This is a genomic window from Caballeronia sp. LZ001 (assembly GCF_031450875.1).
GTDB lineage: Bacteria > Pseudomonadota > Gammaproteobacteria > Burkholderiales > Burkholderiaceae > Caballeronia.
Window position 1 is genome coordinate 98,053 of sequence record NZ_JARTVX010000005.1, and the last position, 24,814, is coordinate 122,866.

The following is a 24,814-nucleotide window of genomic DNA, read 5'->3' on the forward strand; positions in this document are numbered from 1 at the left end:
CCCGACGATGCTCAATCGCTATTACGAAAACGAACTCACCAAGCTGAAGACGCTTGCCGTCGAGTTTGCCGAGGCCAATCCGGCGCTCGCGCCGATGCTCGCAGGCCGCTCGACCGACCCGGACGTCGAACGCCTGCTCGAAGGCGTGGCCTTCCTCACGGGTCTTGCGCGCCAGAAGCTCGACGACGAGTTCCCGGAGTTCATCCAGGAACTCTCCACGCTGCTGTTTCCGCACTATCTGCGTCCGGTTCCCGCGACGACGATGGTGCTGTTCGAGCCGCGCGGCGCGCTCACGGAAACCGCGAGCGTGGCGGCGGGCGTGGAGCTGGCATCGGCGCCGGTGGACGGCACGCCCTGCCGTTTCCGCACGACCCAGGCCGTGGACGTGCATCCGCTCACGCTCGCCGCGCGGCTTTCAGCGGGCGAAGGACGCACGCCTTCCATCGATCTCGACTTCAGCTTGCGCGGGCTCGATCTCGCGCGCTGGCAGACGAAGTCGCTGCGGCTCTTTCTGGCGGGCGGCTACAGCGATGCGTCCAAACTCCTGATGCTGCTCATGACCGAAGTGACGTCGGTGCGGCTGACGGCTAGCGGGGTATCGACGGAACTGGGCGCGCGTTCGCTCGTCCCGTCGGGCTTCGACAGCGAGCTCGTGCCGTATCCGAGCCACGCGTTTCCAGGGTATCGCAGTCTGCAAGAGTTCTTCGTGCAGCCGGAGAAATTCCTGTTCCTCGACCTGAACGGGATCGACAAGCTGCGCGGCGCCACCGGCACGACGTTCTCGGTCACGCTGTGCCTCAAACGTTTGCCTGTATGGCTCACCGAATTGAGCGCCGACGCCTTCATGCTCAACGTGACGCCCGTCATCAATCTGTTCGAGCATCACGCCAATCCGATCACGCTGGATCATCGGCAAATGGACTATCGCGTGAGCCCGGAAGGCGCGAACCGTCAGCATTACCAGATTCATTCGGTCGACAAGGTCACGTCGTATCGGCAAGGCGTGGCGCAGCAGCGCGTGTACCGGCCATTCGGCGTGCTCGGGCACGCGGCATCCGCCGCGACGGCGAGCGAAGACCAGCGCGCGCCGGGCGATCTCGTCTATCACACGTCGTTGCGCCCCGCCGCCGTCGGCAACGAGACTGAGCTGTATCTCTCGGTGGCGTATCCGCCCGAGGCCACGCCGCAGACCGAAACGCTTTCCATCGAGCTGACCTGCACCAACCGCTATCTGCCCGAGAGCCTGCGTTACGGCGATCTCAGCGAGCCAACCAGCAGTTCGCCCGAGCGCCTCAAGTTCCGCAATATCCGGCCGATGACACCGGTGGTCAATCCGCCCGTCGGCGAGGCGTTGCGTTGGCGGCTGCTCGGTCACGCCGCGCTCAACTTCCTCTCGCTCGCGGATGCCGCCAACCTGCGCGCCCTCCTCTCGCTCTACGTGTTCTCTGAGCGTCAGGAGCAAGGCCACGAGGCGGCGAACCGCAGACGCATCGCGGGCCTGAAGGAGATGAGCGTCACGCCCGAAGTGCGGCTCTTCGGGCGCAACATGCTGCGCGGTCAGCTGATCCGCGTGCGGTGCGAGATGGATCACTTCGCGGGCGCGGGCGATCTCTACGTGTTCGGCAGCGTGCTCGACCGTTTTCTCGGCGCCTACGCAAGCATGAACACGTATACGCGATTCGAGCTGGAAGACATTTTCTCCGGAGAGGTATTCAGATGGACGCCGCGGCTCGGTCAACAAGCTCTGCTCTAGACGACGCGCTATTTGAGCAAGGCGAACGCTTTGCGTATTTTCAGGCGGTGCGCCTGCTGCGCCGCCGCGCGCGTCTTGCGGGCGACGATCCGGAACGCCTGCGCGTGCGTCCGCGTCTTGCGCTCGGCTTTCCCGAAAGCGATATCGACCAGATCGAGCGCGATCTGCCGCGCCGTCATGCCGATCTCGACGACGACGCGCCCGAGCCCGCGCCGACGCCGCGAATTACCGCGAACTTCTTCGGGCTATACGGTGTGTCCTCGCCGCTGCCGAGCTTCTATACCGAAGACCTGATCGAGGAAGAACGCGAAGGCCGCAGCGGGATGCGCGAGTTTCTCGACATCCTGCATTACACGCTGTATCCGCTGTTGTTCGAAAGCTGGGTCAAGTACCGGCCGCACGTGCGCGTGGTCGAGGAAGGCGACACGGCGATGCTCGAACGCCTGTATGCGTTCGTCGGCCTGCACGAGCGCTCCATGCGCCGCGACGACACGCCCGGCGTCTCCGACATGCTGCGCTACGCGGGCCTCTTCTCGCAGCGCCCGCATTCGGCGCTTGGCCTGAAAACGCTGCTCGCCGATGCCTTCGCGCCCGCCGATGTGCATATCGTCAATTGCGTGGAAAGCTGGCTGCCGATTCCCGACGATCAGCGTCTCACGCTCGGCGATGGCCGTCATGCGCTCGGCGTCGAATGCTATCTCGGACAAGAGAGCCGCGATGCCACCAATCATGTGCGAATCGAGTTGCGCGGCCTGCCGCTGGCTCTGTTCGAAGCGTTGCAGCCAGGCCGGCGCGAGTACGAGCGTCTGCGTTTTTTCACGCGCTATTACCTGACCGAACCGTTCGACGTGACCGTGCTTCTCGAACTGCGCGCGGGTCTCGCCGAGAACGCCCGCACGGGCGGCATGCAATGGAACGCGCTGGGCCGCGACACGTGGCTCGCGCCGCGCGCGAATGCCGTGCCGCGTCCGGTCAGCTTCGCGATCTGAACCACCGATATCAAGAGACACGAGAGGAGCGCAAGCCATGTTGCTGGTCGATCTGAAACCGCTGGTGAGCCGGCTCAACGGCTACTGCCGGCAAGCGCTCGAAAACAGCGCCGGTCTGTGCATCTCGCGCGGCCAATACGAGATTTCCGTCGAGCACATGCTCGTCAAGCTGCTCGACGATCCGCAAAGCGATATCCCGCTTTTGCTGCGCGAACAGAACATCGATGCCGCGCTCTTTCGCCGCGCGCTCGATCAGTCGATAGAAGATTTGCGCGGCGGCAATACGGGCCGGCCGGTGTTCTCGCCGGTGCTGCTCGAACTGCTTCAGGATGCGTGGCTGATCGCCTCGGTGGACTTGCTCGAAACGCGCGTGCGTTCCGGCGCGATCCTGCTCGCGTTCCTCGCACGCGCCACTTTCTATGCAACCGGCGGCTATGCCGACATGCTGCGGCCGATCAACCGCGAGAGCTTGCTCGCGCGATTCGGCGCGGCGTCGGCGGCGTCGATAGAGCAGACGGCGGTGGGCACTTCGTCGGCATCGGAAGGCGGCGCGAGCGCGGCGGCCGGTTCGGACGGCAGCGCAATCGCCAAGTACTGCGAGAACTTCACCGAGAAGGCGCGCGAGGGCAAGATCGATCCTGTTTTCGGACGCGACGCCGAAATCCGCCAAATGGTCGATATCCTCGCGCGGCGGCGCAAGAACAACCCGATCTGCGTGGGCGATCCGGGCGTCGGCAAGACGGCGGTGGTCGAAGGACTGGCGCTGCGTATCGTCGATGGCGACGTGCCCGAGTCGTTGCGCGACGTGATCATCCTCGGTCTGGACATGGGCATGTTGCAGGCGGGCGCGAGCGTCAAGGGCGAATTCGAAAACCGGCTGAAGGGCATCATCAACGAGATCAAGGCATCGGTGAAGCCGGTGATCCTGTTCATCGACGAGGCGCATACGCTGATCGGCGCGGGCGGTCAGGCGGGCACGTCGGACGCCGCGAACCTCTTCAAGCCGGCGCTCGCGCGCGGCGAGTTGCGCACCATCGCGGCGACCACCTGGGCTGAGTACAAGAAGTACTTCGAAAAAGACGCGGCGCTCGCGCGGCGCTTCCAGCTCGTGAAGCTCGACGAACCCGACTTGCCGACCGCGGTGCTGATCCTGCGCGGCCTGAAGGAACGTTACGAAGACGTGCACAAGGTCGTGATGCGCGACGACGCCATCGTGGCCGCCGCCGAATTGTCGAGCCGCTATATCACCGGGCGCCAGTTGCCGGACAAGGCCGTCGATCTGCTCGATACCGCGTGCGCCCGCGTCAAGGTGCTGCAAAGCGCGAAACCCGATGTGTTCGAAGACACCGAGCGCCGCATTCAGGCGTTGGAGCGCGAACGGCGCGGACTCGAACGCGATCGCGACAACATGCAGCCGGTGGACGACGAACGCCTCGCCGCCATCGCCGATGCCCTGCCTTCGCTCGAAGCCCGCGCGGCGGATTTGCGCGTGCGCTGGCTCGCGCAGAAGGAAGCGGGCGAGGCGCTCGTCGCGGCACGGGGAGCCGTGGCCGCCGCACGCGCCGCCGCGCAACCCGAAGCGCAGATCGACGCCCTGCGCGACGCCGCCAAGCGCGCCGAAGCCGATTTGCGCGAGGCCCAGGGCGATCAGCCGATGGTGCGCGTGGACGTCGATCCCGACGTGGTCGCGAAGGTCGTCAGCGACTGGACCGGCATTCCGCTCGGCAAGGTGCAGCGCGATCAGGCGCAGACCATCCTGAACATGGAAACGACGCTCGCCAGACGCGTGCGCGGTCAGGATCACGCGATGCATCAGATCGCCGAAGTGCTGAAGTCGTCGGCGGCGGGGTTGAAGGACCCCGAGCAACCGATGGGCGTGTTCCTGCTCGCGGGACCGTCGGGCGTCGGCAAGACGGAAACGGCGCTGACTGTCGCCGACATTCTCTTCGGCGACGAGAAGTCCACCGTCACCGTCAACATGAGCGAGTTCCAGGAGCGCCATAACGTGAGCCGTCTGATCGGCTCGCCGCCGGGTTATGTCGGCTATGGCGAAGGCGGTCTTCTGACCGAAGCCGTGCGTCAGCGTCCTTACTCGGTCGTGTTGCTCGACGAAACCGAGAAGGCGCATCTCGACGTGATGAACCTGTTTTACCAGGTGTTCGACAAGGGCATGCTCTCGGACGGCGAAGGCAAGGAAATCGACTTCTCCAACACGGTCGTGTTCCTGACTTCGAACCTCGCCACCGATGTCATCACCGAACTCACGGCGAACGGCGAGCGTCCCGACGACGAGACCATTCTCGCCGCCGTGCGGCCGATCCTCTCCGCGCACTTCAAGCCCGCGCTGCTCGCGCGCATGACCGTGATTCCGTACTACACGCTGCCGACGGATGCGCTCGCGGGCATCGTGCGCCTGAAGCTCGACAAGATCGTGAAGCGTCTTCTGGGCGCCAACAAGATTCGTCTCGCGTACACGGACAAGGTCGTGGACACCATCGCCGCGCGCTGCACGGAAGTGGAAACGGGCGCGCGCAACATCGACTTCATTCTGCGCGGCACCGTCATGCCGATGCTCTCGCACGAGATCCTTATCCGCATGAGCGAAGCCGAGCAGCCGACGCACGCCGAGCTCGATGTGAACGACGAAGGCGTGTTCGTCGTGTCGTTCGGTTTCGAGCCTGCCGAGGCGAAAGCCGCTGTCATCGAGGAAGAAGCGCAATGAAGCAGGTATGGGTCACGGCGCTCGCCAAAGACGAAGCGCGCATCGCGCAAGTGGCGGCGACGCTCAAGCGCTACGGGATCGCGGCGCAAGGCCACGTATGGCTCGACGAACCGGACAAGGCCGTCGCGCGTGTCGTGCTCGACGCGATGCAGGCGGCCGACGCGTGGATCGTCCTCGTCGATGAAGCGACGCTCGCCAAACCATCCGTGCGCTATGGCTTGTCGCTTTTGTACGCGAGCCTGCAGGCATCGCGCGGCGCGGCGCCGCCGGTGCTGTTCCTCACCGCTTCGGGCGATACCGTGCCGCCACCGTTGTTCGCCGGTGCGCTCACCTTCGCCGATCGGAACGCCGCGTGGCCCGCGAAGCTCGTCGCCGCGCTCGCACGTGCGCCGAAGCAGGCGCCGTTGGCGGCGCTCGGCGGCTATCGCCTGACGCTGTGGGGCGACGAGAACATCGGTCAGTGGTTCGAGATCGGCTCGCTCGAAGGGCCGCTTGCGGGCTTCGCGTTCGGCGTGCCGCGCAGCGACGAAGTATCGATCGACTTTCAGGCGGTCGGTGCACGCGGCGCGCTGCCGGCAAAGACCACGCTCGAATACGCACAGGAGGGTTTGGGCATGCAGATTGGCGGCACGGATTACGTGAGCTGGGCGGTGAGGAATGCGATCGGCCCGGACGATTCGTACTTCGTGCGCGTGCGCGGCTGCCCGGCCACGCTGCTGCTCATGCCTTATCCCGAAGGCGACGACGTCGAAGCGACGATCGTTCGGCTCGGATAACACCGCCATGTTTCGGATGTAACAAACCCGCGCCCCACTCGAAACGAAGCCGCAACGCGGCGACCTTAATCTGTACTCATGCGCTGAACGAGATCGAAGGCGCAAGCGGCCAGGCAAACAAACAGCGCGCCGCCAACCCAAACTAACTGGAGATTAATCATGCCGATGCCCTGCTACCTCACCCTCGAAGGCCAGAACCAAGGAAAGATCGAAGGCTCCACCAAGGTTCAAGGCCACGAAGGCAAGATCCTCGTGCAAGCCGTGGATCACACCATCGAAATTCCGAAGAGCCCGCAAACTGGTCTGCCGACCGGCAAGCGCGTGCATGGCGCAATGACGGTGACGAAGGAAATCGACAAGTCGAGCCCGAAGCTGTATCAGGCGCTGACGTCGGGCGAACAGTTGAAGTCGGTGACGCTCGAGTTCTACCGCATTTCGCCCAAGGGCACGGAAGAAAAGTACTACACGGCCAAGCTCGAAAACGCGATCCTTACGCACATGCAGTCGTGGACGCCCAATTGCCTGGACCCGAACAACCGTCAGATGGGCCACATGGAAGACCTCGCGTTCACCTACGAAAAAATCACGTGGACGTACGAGCCGGACGGCATCGAAGCCGAAGATTCTTGGCTTGCTCCCAAGGCTTGATATAACGCGTCGCGCCGCGGCCTGACCGCGGCGCGCTCCTCGCTTGAACGGCAGATAAAACGCCATGACTTCGCTCTCCGCACGACTCGCCAACAATCAGCGCTTCAGCTTCGTCTCCGATGCTTACGCGGCCGACACGTTCTCGGTGGTGCGCATGCACGGGCGCGAGGCAATCTCGCAACTCTTTCGATTCGAAGTGACGCTCGTCGCCGACGACGCCGCCATCGATCTGACGAAGATGTTGCAGAACAACGCGACCTTCAGCATCGGCGCACCCGATGACAGTTCGCGCACCACGCCATATTCCGGCATGCTCGCCGAATTCGACCAGTTGCATCATGCGGGCGGCTACACGTTTTATCGCGCGGTGCTCGTGCCGCGTGCGTGGCGGCTTACGCTTACGCGCACCTGCGAGGTCTATTTGAACGAGCAGACCATCCCGCAGATTCTGGGCGGCGTGTTGCGCGACGCGCAACTCACGGGCAACGCCGTCGATCTGAAGCTGACGGGCGAGTATCGTCCGCGCAGCTATGTGTGCCAGTTCCAGGAAAGCCACTTCGACTTCGTGTCGCGCTGGATGGAAAAGGAAGGCATGTACTACTACTTCGCGCAGAGCGGCGAGGCGGACACGTTGACCATCGTCGATGACCGCGCCATGCACGCCGCCGATGCGCTGCCGGTCAACTACCGCCCCGCCGACGAGCTGGATACGGGCGTCGCGCCGGACTCGGTGCAGAGCTTCGTGTGCCGCACGAAGCCGCTGCCCGCGAAGGTGGTGCTGCAGGACTACAACTATCGCAAGGCGTCGTTGCCGCTCGTCGCGCAGGCGGATGTATCCGCGCAAGGTTTCGGCGAAGCGATGTTCTACGGCGACAACTTCCGCGACGCCGACGAAGGCACGCGTTACGCGAAGCTGCGCGCAGAGGGGATTCTTTGCGGCGGCGTTCGTTTTCATGGTCAGGCCACGGCGGTGGGCTTGCGCAGCGGCTATTTCATGCAGATGTCGCATCACTATCGCGACGACTTCAACGGCCGCTATCTCGTGACCGAGATCACGCATGAAGGATCGCAGGCGGGCGCGCTGCTCGCGGGCATCAAGACGCCGTTTAGCGAAAACGGCGCGGCGCGTGAAGAGATCATCTACCGCAACACGTTTTCGGCGATCAAGGCGGACGTTCAGTATCGCGCGCCGCGCGACACGGCGCGGCCGACTATCGCGGGCACGCTGAACGCGACCGTCGATGCGGAGGGCAGCGGCGAATATGCCGAGCTCGACGAATACGGACAGTACACGGTGCAGTTGCCGTTCGACCGCACGGACAAAGCGGCGGCGAAAGGCTCGGCGCGCGTTCGCATGGCGACGCCTTATTCCGGCGATGGACACGGCATGCATTTTCCGCTGCTGAAGGGCGCGGAGGTGTTGCTTGCATTCAGCGACGGCGATCCGGATCAGCCGGTGATTGTCGGGACGGTGCCGAATTCGGTGAATTCGAGTGTGGTGAATCAGGGGAACCCGGCGATGAATCGAATGGTGACGAAGGGTGGAAACATCCTGGAGATGTCCGATAAGGATGGTGGCCAGACGATCCATCTTTTTTCGCCGAACGGCGCGACACATATTTTTATCGGCGCGCGCGACTAAGGCGCGATAGGCACGCGTTTCCATGTTCCTTTCATTGCATCGACAGCCACGCATCTGCGCTTTCAGGAGATAACAGTCATGAGCTTCACTCAGTTCACACTGGAAGACGTCAACACGATGACGGTCGGAACCACCAACAACCTCGCGGTCGGGGAAGTCAACTCCGCGTTTTGTACCGGCCAAACCGCACTCACAGCAACGACCAACAATTCGGTGACGCTCGGCACATATCTGGCTGCAGTGCTCGGCAACAACGTCACATGGACTTATGGGACCACGCTGGGCATGCAGGACGGTGCAACGGTCGATTTTAGCGACTCCACCTCCACGCAGGCACAAGGAACCGTAGCCCTCAAGGGCGGCATTCATCCTCTCGGCATGTCCGCACTCGCCATCCTCAAGGCCGCGATGACGGCGACCAAGGCGCTGATCGGCGTGACTGTCGCGATTAATCTCGTGTACGGCACCGCGCTCGGTGTGCTCGACGCCACCGACGTCAGCAAGGACAAGGTGAAACAGCAAGCGGCCGAGGCCGCGTCCATAGGCGTGAGCAATGCGCTGCTCACCGCGCTCCTGGTCGTCGTCGTCAAGCGACTCTCGACACTGTGCGAGGCGCTGCGCCAGACATCGACCCTGACCTTGGGACAGACCGGCGTGTCGCTCGGAACGGACTTTCTGCCAGCTTCCCAGAGCACGCTCGGAATGTCGCTTGCAGAAACCACGCTGACACGAATCACGCCGCGGCCAGAGTTCCATCTCATTGACGAATGCCACTGCGGGGTTCAAGCGCGTAGGCATCGACACAGGCTCGCTGAATTTCAGCGACGGCGCTTCGTCGCTCGACTTCACCGGACCAGCAGGCGCATCTTCGTTGCTGATGGGCCCGGACCAGGCAACCCTGCGCGGCGGCGACAGCAGCGTGCTCGTTACGCCCGCTACGTTGACGGCGCAGGTCGGCGCGAGCGCTCTGAACATGACACCCGAAGATTTTCTCGTCGAGTCGTCGGGTTGCACACTCAACATGGCTCAGGAAGTGTTCGTCGCGTCCGCGCCCGGCGCCATGATGCTAATCAGCCCCGAGGCGATCGAGGCCGATTCCGCATTCATCAAGCTCGGCTAGGCGACGAACGATCATGAAAATCCTCAAACCAGATACCGCCGGACTCGTCTATCGCACGTTGCGTTTCAACGAGCGCGATCTACTTTCCATGGGGGTGCTCGTGATGTTCGCTCTCGATGCGCCGCACGATGGACCGCCACGTCTCGCCTCCGAACCGGACTTGTGGAAGGCAGGCGCCGGCGCGACGGGAGACGGCCCGCTCGATGCCGGCTTCCCGAAGCCATGCGGCGAATGGCTCGCTTATGGCGCAGCCCACGCGCCGGCAGGCACGACCGCGACACTCGTCGAAACGACCGTGCAAGTAGGCGCTTCGCGAAAATCGCTCTTTGTCTATGGCGATCGCCGCTTCGGCCCGCTCGGAACGATCTCGGCCCCCGAGCCTTTCCACCGCATGCCGCTCGATGCCACGCGCGCGTTCGGCGGTCCTGAACACGCCGCCAATCCCGCCGGGCGCGGCGCGGTGTTCGCCGGCGACTCGGACCGCGTGTTACCTAACGTCGAGACGCCGGACGCGCTGATCGCCTCGCCCAGCGATGTCCGCGAACCCGCCGGATATTGGGCATTGCCCGTCACGTCGCCGCAACGGACCGCGTTGCTCGGCGCCTTCGATGACGACTGGCTCGCAAAGCAATGGCCGCATCTTCCGGCTGACACCCGGACCGATTACTTTTGCACGGCGCCGCACGACCAGCGTATCGCGGGATTCTGGCAAGGCGACGAGCGCATTGTTGTCGATTACATGCATCCCGATCAGCCGCATCTGGCGGCGCGCCTTCCGGCACTCAGGGCGCGCTGCTTCGTGACCCGTCGTATTGCTGGCGATATGCGCTTCGAGGAGTGCGCCGCGCGCCCGGAAACCGTCTGGATCCTGCCGGAGATCGGACAGGGCATCGTGTTATATCGCGCGGTTGCAGCGCTCGGCGATGAAGACGCGGACGACATCGCGCAGTTGATGGTCGACTTCGAGAGCATGACAAGCGCGCCGTTACCCGCCAAATACTATCGAGATCGCCTGCAAGCGCGGCTCAGTCTGACGCCTCCCGTGCCAGCCGCCGCAAGTGCGTCGCCCGCCCCTGCGGCGGCCGTCGCCACCCCGCCTGCCCTGAAAGCACCCGATGCACCTGATGCACCCGCCGTAGCGGGACCGAGCGATCCGGCTGCGTTCGCCGAACTCGAATCGCTCACCGCGCAGATCGAATCGACGACTCAGAATCTGTTGTCGAAGCACGGCATGCAAGCAAGCGAGCTCGAAGCACACTTACCGCAAGCGGGCACGCCGCCGTTCGACATCAAGTCGGGTGGCGATGCGGCATCCATGCAGCGTGACCTTCAATCGCTGACGCAAACGCTAGAAAGCAGCGCCGCTGATCTGATGAAGCGCTACGAACTCACGCCAGCCGATGTCGAGAAACTAACCGCGCCCGTGCTCGGCGCGAACGGCGCCAGCGCTCCCGCCGACGCGGCGACGCTCGCCGGGCAGTTGCGCGCAGCGTTCGCACAGACTCAACAGGCGCTCGCGGCGCGCGGCAGTTCGATCACCGGTCTTGCCGCACAGGTCACCGACCCTGAGACGGTCGCCGCACTGAACGAAGCGGCGAGCATCGACTTCGAGAGCATCGTGGGCGCGCTTTCGACCCTTGGCGCATCTCCGACCGCTGCTGCGCCCGCGACGCAACCGCCTGCGAGCGCCGTGCTCGGAGCGCCGCAGCCGTCTCTACCGCTACGGCTGAATCGCGACGATGTGATAGCGCGCGCCGCGGCTGGTCATTCGCTCGCCAGCCTGAATCTAAGCGGCCTCGATTTGTCAGGCGCGATGCTCGAGCGCGCCGACTTGCGCCTCGCCGTGCTCAACGACGTCCGTCTCACTGGCGCGCGGCTCTCCGGCACCGATCTGTCGGGCGCGATGCTCGCTGGCGCCGATCTCGTCGGGGCGCAACTGCACGACGCGAAGCTCGACAACGTCAGCGCCCGCAACGCCAACTTCGGCGGTGCGCAGTTGCAACGCGCGTCTCTAAGTGCGAGTGACTTCGCGGACGCGGACTTTTCGGCGGCGAATCTGGAGGGCGCGCAACTCGCCCGCGCCATCTTCAGCAACGCGAAGATGATGGGCGTGAAGGCGTCCAGATGCGGCGCGGCGAAAGCTAGTTTTTCGCGCGCGGTCCTTGCGGGCGCCGACTTCACCGGGGCAAATCTCGCGAACGCGGTATTCGATCATGCGTCAATCGCGGGCGCCAGTTTCGTCGATGCGGACTGCTCCGTTCTCCGTCTGTTCGGCACCCAGGGCGCGGGCGCGCGTTTCGACAACGCCAACCTCTCGCAATCGCGCGCGGGCCTCGCCGCAAACCTCAGCGGCGCGAGTTTCGTGGGCGCGCGGCTGAACGCGGCCGTATGGCTTGACATTGACATATCTCAGGCAAACTTCGACCAAAGCGCGCTCGATCACGTGAATTTCAGCGGCGTCATAGCCCGTGGCGCGCGCTTCGTCAACGCGCGCGCGGTGTCTATCCGTCTGTCCAAGGCCGATTTGAGCGGTGCCGATTTCAGCCGCGCCAACCTGATGAACGCCAACTTGCGACGCGCCCGCCTCGACGGCGTGCGCTTCGTCTCGAGCAATCTTTACGGTGCGCAATGCTACGGATCAACGGTCGGCAACAGCGTGCTCGACGGCGCCAACGTCGATCGCACGCTGCTGCAGATTCCCGGCCGCGTGGAAGGTGAGGTGCGCTTATGAGCGCGCTTCCCGAACTCGTGCCGGGCGCGGCGCTGTCCAGAACCAGCCTGGCGGGCGCGGACCTCGCCGGGCGCGACCTAAGCGGCTGTCTTCTGGAGGGCGTCGATTTGCGCGGCGCCGACCTTTCGCGCACGAAGCTGAATGGGGCGCGCATCCGCCAATGCGATCTTTCGGGTGCGAATCTGAATGCCAGCGTTCTCGATGGTTCCCAATGGCACAACACGCAAGTTGCCGGTGCGAGTCTGCGTGAGACGCAAGCCACACGGGTGTTCTTTACGCGTGTCGGCTTCGGACGCACCGACTTTACGAGCGCGCAGATCGAGCGCGCGATGTTCGACGGCTGCGATTTGAGCGCCGCGACCTTCGCCGGCGCTCGCGTCTATCGCAGCGATGCGCTTGCCTGCAAGTTCGACGGCGCCGACTTCACCGACGCCGATCTCACGCGCTTTACGGCCCGCGACGCCGCGCTCGCGCGGGTAACGTTCTTGCGCACTGAACTCGTACAAGCTTTCTTTCTGAACGGCGATCTTGCCGGCCAGCGCTTCGACCAATGCAACCTCCATCAGTGCCAGTTCACGAATGCGAACCTTTCCGGCTCCGATTTCACCGGTGCAGAGCTCGTGCAGACGCGTTTTGATCGCGCGAAGCTCAACGCGGCGCGCTTTGCGGGCGCATCCGGCCGATACGCGCGCTTTGCGCAAGCCGACTTGTCCGGTGCCGATCTGACCGATGCCGAATTCGTCGTGGCCGATTTCAGCGGCGCGACGCTGACCGGGTCGCGCTGCGACGGCGCGAGTTGGACGCAGGCGGTCTTCACGCGCGCCATCTGGCAACGTTCGACGTTGACGGCGGCACGCTTCACGGACTGCGATCTGTCACACGTCGATCTGACGGAATCCGATTGCGCACGCGCGGATTTCGGCAATGCCGACTTCCATGCGCTGATCGACTCGCGTACGCATTGGGCGGGCGCGTCGCGCAACCACACACGTCCCACCGATCCGGTTCGGCTGCGCGCCGAAACCTGGGGTGTTTGACTTCTACTGTCTTGGAGCACGACATGGATACGCTGCCACTTACCCCTAACGACGTTCCCGCCGGCTGCGCGCCAGCAGTCAGCACGACCCTGCGTGCCGCCACGGTGACCGGCCGCGCAGGACCATGGTTTTTGCTCGACAGTCACGCCGAGCGTGCCTTGCAGGCTCAAAGCTGTCTGCTCGAACCGCAAGCGGGCGATCTCGTCCTGGTCTGCGGCGCGTTGCCCGCACAGGCTGCAGCCGACGGCGTGACAGCAACGACCACGGTGCCGTATCTCCTCGCGGTGCTGACCCGTGCCCAACCCGACGCCGGCACCATGATGCTGCCGGGCGGCGCAAGGATCGAATCCGCCGACGGCGACTTGCGGCTTTGTGCCACGCGTATCGCGCTGAACGGCGAGGAGGCCGTCGATGCCAGCACGCGCGCGTTCTCGCTCGACGCGGTTTCGACAGCGGTCACGAGCCACCAGGCCAGCGCGCGCATAGCGTCGCTCGACGCGGGTATCGAACGTCTTACGCTAGTCGCGCGCCATTTTCTCTCGACCGTCGGACGTGCCATCTTCCGTGCAAACGACAGTTCGCGATGGATTGAGGGTAACGACGAATTGCGTGCGGGCACGGCTCGCTGGCGCGTAAGCGGCGACGCGCACTTGCACACTCGCCACACGACCCTCGTCTCCGACGAGATGACGCGCATCGACGGCTCGAAGATAGAACTGGGCTGAGGCCCGGCCCCAGTCGACAAGACGCGACGAGACAATCGCACAAACGGAGGTATGCCGTGTTTGCAGTGACCATAGCTGCTGGCGAGATGATCGCCGAACCCGATGTCTGCCAAGTGCCGACGCCCGCTGGACCGGTACCGACGCCGTTTCCGAATATCGCCATGCCCATGATGGGCACGCCGACGGCCGAGACCGTGCTGATCTGCGGAGCGCCCGCACTCAATCTCGGCTCAGAGATTCCGTTGACCAATGGCGATCAGGCCGGCGTGGCAGGCGGCGTGGCCTCGGGCACGATCATGGGCCCGGCGCGCTTCACCGAGGGCAGCATGAAGGTAATGGTGGCCGGCAATCCCGCCGTTCGGCTTACTTCGCCGACGACGCAAAATCAAAGTAACGCCATCGGCGTCGTACTGGTGCCGAGCCAGCCTACCGTGATGATCATGAGCTGACCCCACGAGCCAAACCGCCTCAAGCAGCCACAACAACGACCATGCGCCACACCGCCCTCGCCCTTCTCCTCACCGCCTGCGCCACGCTTCCCGCCGCGGCCCAGCAACCCGCCGACGACAGCGCCGCCATCCGGCAAGTCGTCGATACCTACCTGCAGCCGCTGCTCTCGTCGCATCAGGCGGCGGGGGCGATCGTCGGCGTGTCGCTGCACGGCAAGCGTTACTACTACGCATACGGCTCGGCCAACGACAACGGCGCGCCCTTCACGGCCGATAGCATCGTCGAGATCGGCTCGTGCACGAAAGTCTTCACGACCACGCTCTTCGCGCTCGCCATCGGCCGGCATCAGATCGCGCCGGATTCGTCGATACAGCGCTACATGCCCAACGGCGTCACGCTGCAAAGCGCCGCGCAGAACGTCACGCCGATGCAGCTCGCCGACTTCACTTCCGGCATGCCCGACAATCCGCCCGACGCACCGCGCAATCTGCGTTATCGCGGTATCGACCACTACACGTCGGCGGACTTCTTTCGCTGGGTATCGTCGTGGTCGCCGGACGGTCCCCTGCCACGTCCCTACATGTATTCGAACGCAGGCGTCGGCGTGCTCGGCGTGACGCTCGTGCAGGCAACGGGGCGCGCGTGGGCCGATCAGCTATCGACGGATATCCTGCAACCGCTTGGCATGACGAGTTCGTTCTCGGGACCAGTCGACGTGCCAGGGCGCACGGCCGAAGGGCATCTTCGAGACGGGCAGCGCGCGCCGCAATGGCCGCTCTACGCGTGGTACGCGGCAGGTGCCATGCGCTCCACCGCCGCCGACATGTTGCGCTTCGGCGAGGCCAATCTCGGACACGGTGAAATAGACGGACGTCCGGTGCCCGCCGAACTGATCTCGGCGATGCACGCGGCTCAAGCGCCGCGCTACACGTTGCCAAACGGCATCGCGCAGCAAGGCATGGCGTGGGTCACGAACAACGGCAACGGCTCGCCCGGCTTGCATCCGGAAATTCTGAAGAACGGTGGAACGGCGGGATTCAGCTCGGTGATTCTCGTGAATCCGCACAAGGATGCGGCGATTTTTATCGCGGTCAATCAGGGCGAGACGCCGCCCGCGCCAGTGGCCATTGCCATCGGGCGGCATCTGCCTTGATGCGAAGCGCCGGAGTGGCGCATCGCATCACGCGTTTCTTTTCGGCGCTTTTACTTCGGAATACCCACGCGCTCGCACGTCGGCAAGCCGTTTTTCGGCACCTGGGTGTAGTGCATGATGTAGCCGTTCGCGAGCCCTTGCTTCGAGGCGAGCACGATCTGTCCCAACTGAGTCTTCGAGGCCAGCGTGGCCTTAGTCGGCTGCTGTTCGATGATCAGATTCTTGAGATCGGGATTCGCGCGCGCCGCGTCCTGACCGATGATCCGCCGGACATCCGACACGCTCGACCGATACCAGCCAATGAACGGGCGATACGAAGGCCCCGCATAGTGGCTGTCGATGATCATCCACGGATCGAGTTTGTCGAGCGCCTCCAGCACGTTGTCGTTCTGGAGGATGGACGCGAGATCGCCGCCAAGACGCGATCCCGGCTCGCCGATATGCGCCGGATCGTAGCGCCAGGCATCCGGTCCATTGCGCAAATCGGACCACTTCTTGCCGGTCCAGGTCACGACGTGCGTGAGGCCAATGGTGCTCGTCGGCGTAAAGGGAACCATCTTGCCTTTGACGATCGGCGACGCGGTGATATAGAGCAAGTCGCCCGGCAGCAGATACTGCGACGTGGTGTCGAAGTTGCCGCTGTTGATATCGAGCAGAACGCCCGCTTGCTTCGGTCCCGCCCAATCAGGCGTGCTGGTTGCGCCCGCGGGCGTCATGCACGCCTGCGTGGTCACGCCGGTTTCGACTTCCGTACTGCCCGTGAGCCCCGCGAAGTTGTAGACCCAAGACGTGAAGTCCGAGCAATCCACGCCATGCCACATGACATCGGCAGGCGTGTAAGCCGGCGTGTTCGTCGCGGTGACACCGCTCGCCTGGATCTGCTGCGAACCGGTCGCGCTGCGTTGACCGGTGCAGGTCATGCCGTACTTTGGCGTCTTGGCGCCGCTCGCGCTCGCGGCCGCACCCGACGTGCTGCCCGCCGACGAATTGCGGTACTTCGGATCGGTTCCGCCCGAATCGTCCGGCGGCAGCCAGCCCGGCACATGATGATGGCAATAGTTGATGTCCTGATCGACCCAGAAGTTTTCCACCGCCATCACGAGTTCGCGATAAAACGTGTCGGTATCGGTGCATCCTGCAGGCGCCTTGATCGCGCCGTACTGAGCGGCGAGCGGCCCCCAGCTGCTGGCGGTCAGATAGGTCGCCCAATTGGTCTTGGTAAGACCGCCGGTGAGCTTTGCCTGAACGTCGTTCTGACGGCCCGCGAAGATCGCGGCGTTGTCCCTGAGCAAGGCGATGCGGTCGCCGCAAGTGGCCGCGCTGCCAATAGCCGTTTGCGCCGCGCCGGGCACGACCGGCGCGAACTGCGCCATCGACGTAATGCCCGAGCGGTTGCCCGCGCTGCCCGCATAGGTCGCGGCGCCTTGCGTGATCGTGCAGTTGCCGCCCGAGGGCGCGGCGACGGTGCCGTCATCGGCGATATCGCCCGAGCCTGCGTGACAGGACGCGAGCGTATCGCCATTGGCTGCCTGTGCGACGATGTTCTGAGTGCTGGTATCGATGGAAGAGCCATCCGTCGTGCGGCTTTGCGATTCGGCGCCGAGCGCGAGACTCATCTTGGCGCCATCCGTGACCGTTCCGGTCGTGCCTGCGGTGACGAGCGTCGGCGTGGTCTGCTGGACGTCGATGTCACCCGCGAACGCGTTCACGCGCGCGACTGCGGCGTTGATGTTGTCGGCGCTGAGGCCGCCGGCCGCGCGTGCATCGGCGACGATTGCGTTCGAATACGCCGAGACGACCATCTGCGAAGGCGCGTTGAGATACACGGCGTCGATTTCAGTGGAAAGGCTCGTATCGGTGCCGGTCGCTTCTTCCTGGTAGCTGCCGCCCGTTACGCGCACGAAGAGCGGATAGTGCAGGCTGCCCTTGAGCGCGAAGGTGCCGTCGTTGTTGGTTGTGGCAGTGGCGAGCGGCTTGTCGGAGACGGTGCCGTCGGCGGCGAGTTGATACACCGCCACCGCTGCGTTCGCAACGGGACCCATGTACACGCCACCTGAAGTGGACGGCGACGAGCTGCCGCCGCCGCATGCGGCGAGAGCGAGCGAGAGCGCGGCGCTTGCCGCGACAGTAAGAAGAACGGGCTTCACGATAACCTTGCAGAAAGGGAACTGGGCACCACGAAGACTGGCGCGTGACTGATGCCTTTACGGCATGTCACTAGCGTAGGTGAAGGCCGTCAACGGCAAATCGCCGATAAGCCTTACAAACCACGTCCATTTCCGAAGATTGAAGCGGTTAAGTGAAAGCGGTGCAAAGGGCGTTCGTCAATGGGCGAACGCCTGGGCGAAGGGGTTTGAACGGTGTCTCTTGCAGAAGCTGCTGGCGACGACGCATTCACGAAGCCCCAAGAAGATACGTACTCGCATCAGTTGTGTGTGAGCAATCGACGCTTCTAAATTCCTAATGATCGGCTCATCTAATCGATTGTCACATTCTGTTGTCGTGCTTTCAGAACAACTGCGCGTGTCGTAGCCTGTTCGTCTCTTCAACCCTCATGGCGTAGGAGATCGTCAGGCGTTACGGCCAGTCATCGTCCTGCGTCGCACGGAAGACTTGAATGGAAGCACAAGCCAAGCCCACCGGCGCACTCGCGCGCTGGATCACCGGGCGTCAATCGTACTTTCTCAAAGTCGGCGGCGCGCCCGAGACGGATAACTTATCCATTTTCTCAGTCCATGCCGTCGAGCGGCTCGGCGAGCCCTACCGCATTACGCTCGAACTCACCGCCAAGACCGAACTCGCGCGCGCGGACTATCTCGGCAAGCGCGCCAAGTTCACGATCGAGCCGCCCGCCGATAGCGGCGAGCCGCGCATCTTCGACGGCTGCGTGACGCGCTTTACGCGGACCCGCAAGACTCGCGATTTCACTGCGTACCGCCTCATTGTCGAATCGACGCTGGCGCGTCTGAATCTCACCCAGGCGACGCGCATCTATCAAGACATGTCCGCGCCCGAGATCGTCATTGCAATACTCGAGCGTCACCAGTTTCTGCCGCACCAATACTCGCTCAAGCTGCGCAAGTCGTTCCCCAAGCTCGCGTTTCACATGCAGTATCAGATGTCCGACTGGGCATTTTTGCATCTGGTCATGCAGCAGGCCGGACTGTTCTGCTACACGCGCACCAGCAAGTTTGGCGAGGTGGTGCAGTTTGCCGATGACGTGGATGGCTACGTTTATCGCCCAGACGTCACTGTCCCTTATCGTGAGATCTCGGGGCTTCTGTCGGCTCAAGAGGCGATCTATCAGCTCGAGGCGCATAGCCAGCAGATACCGGCATCGGTACGGGTCGCGAATTACAACCCCGCGCTCGCGTGGGAACGGCTCGCCGCCGATATCAACCTCGCGCTCGGCGATCAGACCACTTACGGCGAAACCTATACCTACGGCACTCACCACCTCGATGCGGCAAGCGCACAGTGGGAAGCGCGTTTGCGCCATGAGGCGGCGCTCTCGCAGCAAATCAGGTTCGACGGCAAAAGCACCAACCACGACCTGCATGCCGGGCTCGTGGTGCGGGTTGACGAGACGTTGCCGGACGCGCCGCATGGCTTGCTGATGACCGAGGTCATTCACGAAGCAAGCCGCGAGCGGGAGTACTTCAACTCGTTCAAGGCGATTCCGTGCGACCGGCCTTATCGTCTACCGCTTGACGAAGCGAACTGGCCCAAGATCGCGGGCACGCTCTCGGCGCGCATTACCACGCGCAGTGAAACAGAGTACGCCCAGCCCAATGCGCAAGGCCATTACACGGTGCGCTTTGACTTCGACTTCGATGACTGGCCGCAAGGTGGCGAAAGCGTACCGCTACGCTTGGCCAAGCCGTTCGCCGGGGCGAACCAGACGGGCTTTCACTTTCCGCTGTTGCGCGAGACGGAGGCCGGTGTCGCGTTTATCGGAGGCGACCCCCGGTTCCCCTACATCGCCCATGTCCATCATCACAGTCAGGCAACCGACCTCGTGATCGGGCGCGACGGCTGGGACACGCGCAACGTCATGCGCACAAGCAGCAATAACAAGCTCAGGCTGGAAGACGAACGCGGCAAGGAAGGCATCAAGCTCTCCACCGAGTACGGCGGCAAGACCCAGTTGAACATGGGCTATCTGGTCGATTCCGAGAGAAAGAAGCGCGGCGAGGGATTCGAACTGCGCTCGGACGATTGGGGTTCGTTGCGCGGCGGCAAGGGTCTGTTCCTGAGCGCTGACAAACAGCCGCGTGCAGGCGCTCAGGCGCTCGATATGTCGGCCGCGCTCGCGCAATTGCAGTCAGCACAAGCGCGCATGCAAAGTCTTTCCGAAGCGGTCAAGAAGGCACAAGCCGTGGTCGCCGACTGCGAGGCACAGAAGACGCTTCTTGAAACGCAACTCAAGGACTTGCAGCAGGCGGTCCTGCTGGCGTCGGCTCCGCATGGTGTGGCGCTCACGAGCGGCGAGCACATGCAGTTCTCGGCGGCCGGGCATCTATTCACCACCACGGGCGGCAATGCCGACGCGGCGATCGGCGGCAATTACACGGTCGCGGCGGGCAATGCGGTGTCGCTCTTCGCGAACACGCAGGGCGTCAAAGTCACCGCCGCGGAAGGCAAGGTGGACGTGCAGGCGCAAGGCGATGCACTCAATCTCGCCGCGCTCAAGGGCGTGACGATCGCAAGCACCGAGGACGCCATCACGCTCACCGCCAAGACCGCACTGACGCTCTACTGCGGTGGCTCATACGTCAAGCTGACCAATACGGGCGTGGAGATAGGCAGCCCCCACGACATCCTGCTGAAGGGGCCGATGCGTATCGGCAAGTCGGCAACCAAACAGAACGCGTTGCCGTTGATGCCCAAGCAGGAGCCGGTCGGCATGCAGTTATGGCACGCCTAAAGACCCGAATTCTTGCAATACTTGGGCGTACAATTTGAGAATGTTCAGGGTGAGCGAGAATGCACTGCTTCTAGAGGTTACAAATACAACCATTGACCTCTACGAGTCGGTTCGATCAGCTTTACCTCCAAATTACTTGATCACCGAAATAGAGGACGAAGACGAACTCTCCTTGGCGCAGGTGTTCCGGTTAAGCTGATAAGAAGGGCCGCATTGCGGCCCTTCGTTCATCGGCTGTTATAGTCAGCCGCCCGTGTTCAACATTGATCTTGACGCGCTGCCCCGCTCTGAATCCGGCGTGCTCGATCCATCGCCCGTCGAGTTTGAGCCACGGATAAAGCGGCGGCTCGGGAAGTTGCCAGACCAAGTGAACGACCGCAGCCTCGCCTTTCTTTACCTTGGCGAGAATTTTCAGGCGGTTGTTGATTTAGCCCATAAGCAAAAGCCAAAGGCGACCACGGAGGAAGTGATTCAATGCCTCAATCACTATGCCGACCATGACGATTTTCTTGATCTAAGTTAGAGACAAAATGACATCAATTGCTTGCATAGGCGACAGCACCACCCACGGCGGCCGCATCATCACCGGATCAGACACGATGGACATCGACGGACGCAAAGGCGCACGAGTGGGCGATCTCGTGTCATGTCCCGAACACGGCGTCAATCCGATCATTCAAGGCTCGGACATGCTCACCGACACCAACGGCAAACACGTTGCGCTGGATGACCATCTGACAGCGTGCGGTAGTCGAATAATTGCCTTGGGCGATCATGGCTCGATTGATTGACTAGCTCTGATCGTGAGATCACGCGCTCGGGCAGGTACGAGCAGACCGGGTTTTACGTGCGCGACATCAACTATTTCTGCGGGACGATGCCGCCGGCTGGCGGCATCAACGGAAGCCGGTGTCGAGACACGCTACGAGCGCGACCCAAAGGAACGCTCAGTGCTCGCAAGGTCGGCAAGCAGGCCCCAGAAGATTGCCACTACGACGCGCGGCCGCCAAAACTTATGGAAGCCGATAAGTCTGCATCCACGACCGATAGACCCGAGCGACTTCATGGCACCAAGTAGCCGTTGTCACGTTCATGCTAAACGGCGGAATCACGTCGAACGTATTAATTGCGATCGGGCAAGATAACCGATTCCCCGGATCTGCCCAAACCACCGTCTGAACTGCCAAACAAAGCCCTAAATCACCTTCCCCGGATTGAGAATCCCATCCGGATCGAGCGCCGCCTTGATCGCGCGCATGGCTTCGAGATCGGTCTCGCGACGGCTCTGCGGCAAGAAGTGCCGCTTCTTCACGCCGATTCCATGCTCGGCCGAAATCGATCCCGCAAACTCGCGCGTCACGTCGTAGATCACACTGTCGATCTCGTCGTGATCGTGCTTGCCCATGCCCGGCACGTCCACGACGATATGAATGTTGCCATCGCCAAGATGCCCATACGTCAGGACGAGCGCTTGCGGCCAGCGTTCGCGCAGACGCGCCTCGCACTTTTGCGCGGCATCGCCCACCTGCGCGATCGAAAAGCTCACGTCGTACGCCGCGTGATTCGGAATGAAGCGCTGATACTCGCCGGGCGCATCGCGAATCGACCAGAAGTCGCGCGCGTGCGCTTCCGACGACGCAATCGCGGCGTCCGTCACCACGCCGTCTTCCAGCATCGCGCCGAGAAACTCTTCGAAGGCATCGCCGTGACGGACCGGATCGGTGCCGACGCTCTCCAGCAGCACGTAGAACGGATGCGCATCCGCGAGCGGCGCGCGCAGGTTCTTGAGGTTGCCGATAACGGCATCGTGATAACCCGCCCACATCACTTCGAACGCGGATACCCCCGCAGCCAGCCCCGCCTGCGCACGCGTCAGCAGCGTGGTCACCGCGCGAAAGTCCGGCAAGCCGCACCACGCGGTGGCGGTCGCCGTTGGCTTCGGCCGCAATCGCAGCACGACACGCGTGATGATCGCGAGCGTGCCTTCGCTGCCGATCAACAAATGCCGCAAGTCATAGCCGCTGTTGTTCTTGATCATCTTGTTCAAGTCGCCGATGACCTTGCCGCTCGCCAGCACCGCTTCGACGCCGAGTACCTGATCGCGCATCATCCCGTACTTGATGACGCGGTTGCCGCCCGCGTTGGTGGCAAGATTGCCGCCAATGGAACAACTGCCGCGCGCGCCGAGATCCAGCGGAAAGTAAAAGCCCGCCGCGCTCGCCGCTTCCTGCACCACTTGCAACGGCGTGCCCGCTTCCACCGTCATGGTCGCGGAGACTTCATCGATCTCGAGGATGCGGTTCATGCGGTCGAGACTGAGCACGACTTCGTCCGTCAGCACGTTCGCGCCGCCCACGAGCCCGGTGAGCCCGCCTTGCGTGACGACCGCCTGCTTGTATTTCGTGCAGAGAGCGAGCGCCTTGGCGGCTTCCTCCGTGTTGCGCGGCCGGACGATGGCCGAAGGCGTCGCGCCCGGCAACCCGCTCCAGTCCACGACGCGCCGGTCGCCGAACTCTTCGGGCAACGCGACGACTTCCGCGCCAAGGGTTTCGCGCAAGGCGCTCACTGCTTCGCGTGCGGTCATTTGATGCTCGTCTCCATGCTGTATTTGCGGATCACCAGACAGTGTAGCCACCGTCCATGACGAGGTCCGAACCGGTCACGAAGGCGCTCGCGCGCGAAGCGAGGAACACCACGCCGGGCGCGATTTCATCGGGCGTCGCCATGCGGGCGAGCGGCGTGCCGTCGATCCACACCTTGCGCCACGTTTCGTTTTCGAAGCCGCGTTTGGTGAGTTCGGTGCCGACATATCCCGGCGATATCGAATTGACGCGCACGCCATCCGCGGCCCATTCCGCCGCGAGCGAGCGCGTCAAATGAATCACGCCCGCCTTCGATGCGTTGTACGACGCCTGCGGCTGCGGCTTGTTGGCGATCGACCCGCTCATGCTCGCGATGTTCACAATGCGCCCGGACTTCTGCCGCGTCATGTGCCGCGCGGCGCTTCGGCAGCAATAGAACACGCCGTCGAGGTTGACCGCGAGCACCGCGCGCCAGGCGGCATCGTCGGTTTCGAGCGCGGAGGCATTCTTTACGATGCCCGCGTTGTTCACGAGCACGTCGAGCTTGCCGTGACGCGCGACGACGGTATCGAAGGCTTGATCGACAGACGATGAATCCGTCACGTCCAGTGCGACGAACGTGCCGCCGATTTCCTGCGCGGCCTTCTGTCCGAGCGCTTCATCGCGATCCGCGACGACGACCGTCGCGCCCGCGCTCTTCAAGCCTGTCGCAATCGCGAAGCCGATGCCTTGCGCCGCGCCCGTCACCACGCAGACATCGCCATCCAGACGGAAGGCATCCAGTGTCGAACTCATGTGCGCGCTCCTTCGAAGACGACGATATCCGCCGTGCCATCCGCGTGACCGACGATCATCTCGCTTGCAATGCCGGTGAAGAGGCCGTGTTCGACCACGCCCGGAATGGCGTTGAAGCGCGGCGACAGCGCGAGCGGCTCGGGAATGGCTTCGAGATGACAGTCGAGAATCCAGTTGCCGCTGTCGGTGACGACGAGTTCGCCATTCTTCACGCGCCGCTCGATACGCACGCTTTCGTCGAAGCCCGCCGAGACGAATAGATCGCGCAGCAAACGCTCCGTGCTCTGCCAGCCGAACTGGATGATTTCGATAGGCAAGGGAAAGCGCCCCAGCGTATCGAAGACTTTCTTATCGTCGACGACAGCGACCATCTTGCGCGATGCCGCCGCCACGATCTTTTCCCACAGAAGACACGCGCCGCCGCCCTTGATCATGCTGCCCTGATGATCGATCTCGTCCGCGCCGTCGATAGTCACGTCGAGCCGGTCGATCTGCCCTAGATCGGTCAACGGCACACCGAGTTCGAGCGCAAGCTCACGCGTGGCGTTCGACGTCGGCACGCCGACGATATCCAGCCCGTCCTTCACGCGCGGCGCGAGCGCACGCACGAACCAGTGCGAGGTCGTGCCCGAACCGAGACCCACCTTCATGCCCGGCTTCAGATAGTGATCGACCGCCTTGTTGCCAGACACGAGTTTCGCTTCGTCCTGTTTCGATGCGGGTTTGAGCTGGGCATAGCCCGGTTCGATATACGTAGCCAATTG

General features: G+C 63.3%; 20 protein-coding genes. 15 read left to right on the top strand and 5 right to left on the bottom strand.

The annotated features are described in order from the left end of the window. The first annotated feature begins 7 nt into the window (after nucleotides 1–7). The 12 genes from tssF to P9292_RS37050 all read left to right on the top strand — a co-directional run bounded on the left by tssF (nucleotide 8) and on the right by P9292_RS37050 (nucleotide 15,746). Nucleotides 8–1,753 (top strand): type VI secretion system baseplate subunit TssF, encoded by a 1,746-nt coding sequence (gene tssF / locus P9292_RS36995; protein ID WP_244831866.1) that lies wholly within the window; start codon nucleotides 8–10, stop codon nucleotides 1,751–1,753. Beyond that, a complete protein-coding gene (gene tssG / locus P9292_RS37000; protein ID WP_309964484.1) occupies nucleotides 1,717–2,742 on the top strand; it encodes a type VI secretion system baseplate subunit TssG in 1,026 nt (341 codons plus the stop codon). Before tssF ends, tssG begins: the two co-directional genes overlap by 37 nt. Before the next feature lie 37 nt (nucleotides 2,743–2,779). Continuing rightward, entirely contained in the window at nucleotides 2,780–5,464 is a 2,685-nt protein-coding gene (gene tssH / locus P9292_RS37005; protein WP_309964486.1) for a type VI secretion system ATPase TssH, read from the top strand. Next, nucleotides 5,461–6,240: a toll/interleukin-1 receptor domain-containing protein gene (locus tag P9292_RS37010; protein ID WP_250470199.1), complete on the top strand. Its 780-nt coding sequence runs from the start codon at nucleotides 5,461–5,463 to the stop codon at nucleotides 6,238–6,240. The genes tssH and P9292_RS37010 overlap by 4 nt, the downstream gene beginning before the upstream one ends. Nucleotides 6,241–6,399: 159 nt before the next feature. Next, complete coding sequence (locus tag P9292_RS37015) at nucleotides 6,400–6,888, top strand: Hcp family type VI secretion system effector (protein WP_244831870.1); 489 nt, start codon at nucleotides 6,400–6,402, stop codon at nucleotides 6,886–6,888. Nucleotides 6,889–6,952: 64 nt separating this feature from the next. Continuing rightward, on the top strand, nucleotides 6,953–8,530 hold the full coding sequence (locus tag P9292_RS37020) for a type VI secretion system Vgr family protein (RefSeq protein WP_250511754.1): 1,578 nt from the start codon (nucleotides 6,953–6,955) through the stop codon (nucleotides 8,528–8,530). A 78-nt stretch (nucleotides 8,531–8,608) separates the two neighbouring features. Beyond that, entirely contained in the window at nucleotides 8,609–9,667 is a 1,059-nt protein-coding gene (locus P9292_RS37025; protein WP_309964488.1) for a hypothetical protein, read from the top strand. After that, nucleotides 9,664–12,381 (top strand): DUF2169 domain-containing protein, encoded by a 2,718-nt coding sequence (locus tag P9292_RS37030; RefSeq protein ID WP_309964490.1) that lies wholly within the window; start codon nucleotides 9,664–9,666, stop codon nucleotides 12,379–12,381. Before P9292_RS37025 ends, P9292_RS37030 begins: the two co-directional genes overlap by 4 nt. After that, entirely contained in the window at nucleotides 12,378–13,418 is a 1,041-nt protein-coding gene (locus P9292_RS37035) for a pentapeptide repeat-containing protein (protein ID WP_250469932.1), read from the top strand. Before P9292_RS37030 ends, P9292_RS37035 begins: the two co-directional genes overlap by 4 nt. A gap of 23 nt (nucleotides 13,419–13,441) precedes the next feature. Continuing rightward, entirely contained in the window at nucleotides 13,442–14,143 is a 702-nt protein-coding gene (locus tag P9292_RS37040; protein WP_250469931.1) for a DUF3540 domain-containing protein, read from the top strand. A 56-nt stretch (nucleotides 14,144–14,199) separates the two neighbouring features. After that, nucleotides 14,200–14,592 (top strand): DUF4150 domain-containing protein, encoded by a 393-nt coding sequence (locus tag P9292_RS37045; protein WP_250511750.1) that lies wholly within the window; start codon nucleotides 14,200–14,202, stop codon nucleotides 14,590–14,592. A 41-nt stretch (nucleotides 14,593–14,633) separates the two neighbouring features. Further along, nucleotides 14,634–15,746, top strand: a complete 1,113-nt coding sequence (locus tag P9292_RS37050; RefSeq protein WP_309846353.1) for a serine hydrolase — start codon at nucleotides 14,634–14,636, stop codon at nucleotides 15,744–15,746. A gap of 50 nt (nucleotides 15,747–15,796) precedes the next feature. Here P9292_RS37050 and P9292_RS37055 read toward each other — a convergent pair whose 3' ends face one another. After that, the gene (locus tag P9292_RS37055; RefSeq protein WP_409015558.1) at nucleotides 15,797–17,788 is read right to left on the bottom strand and encodes a hypothetical protein; all 1,992 of its coding nucleotides are present in this window, start codon (nucleotides 17,786–17,788) and stop codon (nucleotides 15,797–15,799) included. A 575-nt stretch (nucleotides 17,789–18,363) separates the two neighbouring features. Between P9292_RS37055 and P9292_RS37060 the strand changes: the two genes are divergently transcribed. Continuing rightward, nucleotides 18,364–20,673 (top strand): type VI secretion system tip protein VgrG, encoded by a 2,310-nt coding sequence (locus P9292_RS37060; protein WP_309964496.1) that lies wholly within the window; start codon nucleotides 18,364–18,366, stop codon nucleotides 20,671–20,673. A gap of 190 nt (nucleotides 20,674–20,863) precedes the next feature. Here P9292_RS37060 and P9292_RS43385 read toward each other — a convergent pair whose 3' ends face one another. Beyond that, nucleotides 20,864–20,980, bottom strand: a complete 117-nt coding sequence (locus P9292_RS43385) for a SymE family type I addiction module toxin (RefSeq protein WP_409015560.1) — start codon at nucleotides 20,978–20,980, stop codon at nucleotides 20,864–20,866. On the opposite strand from P9292_RS43385, the gene P9292_RS37065 reads away from it, so the two are divergent. Beyond that, a complete protein-coding gene (locus P9292_RS37065) occupies nucleotides 20,927–21,196 on the top strand; it encodes a hypothetical protein (RefSeq protein ID WP_309964498.1) in 270 nt (89 codons plus the stop codon). The two genes, P9292_RS43385 and P9292_RS37065, sit on opposite strands and share 54 nt — an antisense overlap. Nucleotides 21,197–21,203: 7 nt before the next feature. Beyond that, nucleotides 21,204–21,464 carry a PAAR domain-containing protein gene (locus P9292_RS37070; protein ID WP_309964500.1) on the top strand — a complete coding sequence of 87 codons (261 nt, stop codon included), beginning with the start codon at nucleotides 21,204–21,206 and terminating at the stop codon, nucleotides 21,462–21,464. Nucleotides 21,465–21,868: 404 nt separating this feature from the next. Here P9292_RS37070 and P9292_RS37075 read toward each other — a convergent pair whose 3' ends face one another. From P9292_RS37075 to rpiA, 3 genes are read right to left on the bottom strand one after another with little or no spacing between them, the layout of a single operon-like run. Beyond that, nucleotides 21,869–23,257 (bottom strand): FAD-binding oxidoreductase, encoded by a 1,389-nt coding sequence (locus P9292_RS37075; RefSeq protein WP_250468130.1) that lies wholly within the window; start codon nucleotides 23,255–23,257, stop codon nucleotides 21,869–21,871. A gap of 31 nt (nucleotides 23,258–23,288) precedes the next feature. Further along, complete coding sequence (locus tag P9292_RS37080; RefSeq protein WP_250468129.1) at nucleotides 23,289–24,050, bottom strand: SDR family NAD(P)-dependent oxidoreductase; 762 nt, start codon at nucleotides 24,048–24,050, stop codon at nucleotides 23,289–23,291. Then, nucleotides 24,047–24,811 carry a ribose-5-phosphate isomerase RpiA gene (rpiA, locus tag P9292_RS37085; RefSeq protein ID WP_244831883.1) on the bottom strand — a complete coding sequence of 255 codons (765 nt, stop codon included), beginning with the start codon at nucleotides 24,809–24,811 and terminating at the stop codon, nucleotides 24,047–24,049. Before rpiA ends, P9292_RS37080 begins: the two co-directional genes overlap by 4 nt. Between the last annotated feature and the right edge of the window lie 3 nt (nucleotides 24,812–24,814).